This window comes from Caballeronia sp. (assembly GCF_028292365.1).
Classification (GTDB): domain Bacteria; phylum Pseudomonadota; class Gammaproteobacteria; order Burkholderiales; family Burkholderiaceae; genus Caballeronia.
Map to the genome: position 1 here is coordinate 1 of NZ_JAQGMM010000094.1, position 2,743 is coordinate 2,743.

Sequence of the window (2,743 nt, forward strand, 5' to 3'; positions counted from 1 at the left end):
AACGCACTTGCGTCATTGAACTGCGGGTTGACGCGGCTATAAGCGTCGCGCGGATCTGGCCTCGCCGTGAGCGCCAGCAGTTCACTGGCTTCTCGCGCGGTAGCGGTGAGGTAGGTCACGCAATCGAGCGTCCGGCAAGCTGGCACGACACCCGTTGTCGACAGCAGCCCCTTGGTTCCCTTCAGGCCGACGAGATTGTTCAGCGCAGCGGGCACGCGGCCGGAGCCTGCCGTATCGGTACCGAGGGCGAAGCTCGCTACGCCTAACGCCACCGCCAGCGACGAGCCCGCGCTCGACCCGCCCGCAGGGAAATCCGGATGCGCGCTGTTGCGGCACTTGCCATAGGGCGAGCGCGTGCCGTTGAGGCCGGTGGCGAACTGATCGAGGTTGGTCTTGCCGATGGGCACTGCGCCAAGCGAAATCAATTGCGCAACCAGCGTTGCCGATTCAGTGGGGGTATAGGCGAATGCGGGGCAGGCGGCGGTGGTCGGAATGCCGGCCAGGTCGATGTTGTCCTTGATCGCGAACGGAATGCCATAGAGTGGCAGCGTGTCGATATCCCGCGTCTCCAGCTCGTCCAGATAAGGCGCGATTTCGGCTTCGGTCAGTAAATGAATGAACAAATGAAACTCGGGATTGAGGGCGGCGGCTTTCGCGAGCAGTACGGCAATCAGTTTGCGGGGCGTGGTTTCATTTGCACGATAAGCGGTGCGCAGCGTTGGCATGCGCAGGTCGAATGAAGACATTGTTTTTCCTTATCTGACTGGTTAAGACCGTTCAATGATTGCAACCCGCTGACCCGCACGCACAGGTGAGCCCGGGGACACATACACTTCGCCCACGGTCCCCGCGCAAGGCGCGCATACCGATATTTCCATTTTCATCGACTCGATGATAAGCAGTACATCCCCGGCCAAAACGGTCTCGCCGGGTGTCACGCGCACCTGCCAGAGATTGCCGGCGATCTCGCTGTCGACCGCTACCTGACCGTCTTCCAACGGCGCAATTTCCGTGCTCTCGGGTGCCGGTGCTTCCAGGCTTTCCTCTGACGCACCGGCTTCACGCCAACGCTCGCGCTCAGCCTGGAAGGCAGCTTGCTGGCGCTCGCGGAAGTGCGCTATGCCATCTGCCTCGCGGGCTAGAAATACCTGATAGTCGGCAAGAGACAACTCTGTCTCCTCGATCTTCAACGGGTACCGGCCCAGCGGAAAATCAGCGCGGATGCGCATGAGTTCGTCGGCGGAGACTTCGTAGAAGCGAATCTGATCGAAGAAACGCAGCAGGTAGGGGCGCCCCGCGAAATCCCTGATCTCGCGATAGCGATTCCACATCTGCAATGTGCGCCCGACGAACTGGTAACCGCCGGGCCCTTCCATGCCATACACGCACAGGTACGCTCCGCCGATTCCCACCGAGTTCTCCGCCGTCCAGGTTCGCGCCGGGTTGTATTTGGTGGTCACCAGCCGATGACGCGGATCGAGCGGCGTGGCGACCGGCGCACCCAGGTAGACATCGCCGAGACCCATGACCAGATAACTCGCGTCGAACACGATCTGCTTCACCGCATCGATGGAATCAAGGTCGTTCATTCGACGGATGAACTCGAGATTGCTGGGGCACCACGGTGCGTCTTTGCGCACAGTGGTCATGTATTTATCGATAGCGAGCCGGCACGCGGGATCGTCCCACGAGAGCGGCAGATGCACGATCCGCGATGGAGCGCGCAGGTCCTTTTGCAGTAGTACCTCTTGCCATGTTTGCTCGATTTGAGCGATCAAGCGCGTGAGCGGCAGGCGTTCGGGCTGGTAGTGAATTTGCAGGGAACGAATGCCCGGCGTCAGGTCGATCACGCCCGGCAACGCAAGCGCCTCGAGCGACTGCATCAGCGCATGGCCGCGAAAACGCAGCACGAGATCGAGTTCGGGCGGTCCGATTTCGAGCAGCAAATGTGTGTCGCCGGAAAGCCTTGCGACCAGCCGCGCGGCGTCGGTTCCAGTGTCGAGAACAATGGGCGAAGTGAGTGGTTCCAGTTCGCGCGCAGCGTAGTCGGGCACGTTCTGGATTTCCAGCGTCTCCAGTTCATGCAGCCGGGCGGCCGCGGCCTCACGCGCCGCATCGATCTGCACCGTGACGAAGCGCACTTTATCGCCGGCTTTGAGTTGCCCGATCTGCCAGAGATCGGCCTCGATGATCGTGACCGGACAAACGAAACCGCCCAGGCTCGGACCATCCGGTCCGAGAATCACGGGCATGTCGCCAGTGAAGTCGATCGCCCCGACTGCGTACGGATTGTCGTGAATATTCGATGGATGCAGCCCGGCTTCGCCACCGTCCTCGCGAGACCATTCCGGCTTCGGCCCGATCAGGCGCACGCCGGTGCGGCTCGAATTGAAATGGATTTCCCATTCGGTTGCGAGGAACTGCTCGATATACCGCGGGCTAAAGTACTCAGGTGCCCCGTGGGGGCCGTAGATAACACGTAGTGTGCGCACGGAGGCCAGTTGAGGCGCGAGGGGCAGGACGGCGCCTGCGCTGACATCGCTCAGGGGATTGAGATGAAGCACGTCGCCTGCGCGAAGCGCACGGCCGCCGTGACCGCCGAACTGGCCGAGCGTGAACGTGCTGCGGCTACCGAGATAGATTGCCACATCGAAGCCGCCGCGCACGCACAGGTAAGCCCGGGCGCCTGCGCCGCGAATCGCGCCCAGCGCAAGCGTCGAACCGGCGGGAATGAACAGCGTGG

Annotated in this window: 2 protein-coding genes; both read right to left on the reverse strand. The window is 61.9% G+C overall.

The window, feature by feature from the left end:
* Nucleotides 1–746 (reverse strand): amidase family protein (locus tag JWR14_RS05810; RefSeq protein ID WP_299702908.1); only part of this gene is annotated, 746 nt, incomplete at its 3' end.
* Between the two features lie 21 nt (nt 747–767).
* Nucleotides 768–2,743, reverse strand: a 1,976-nt coding sequence (locus JWR14_RS05815; RefSeq protein ID WP_299702911.1) for a carboxyltransferase domain-containing protein, incomplete at its 5' end; no start/stop codon positions are given.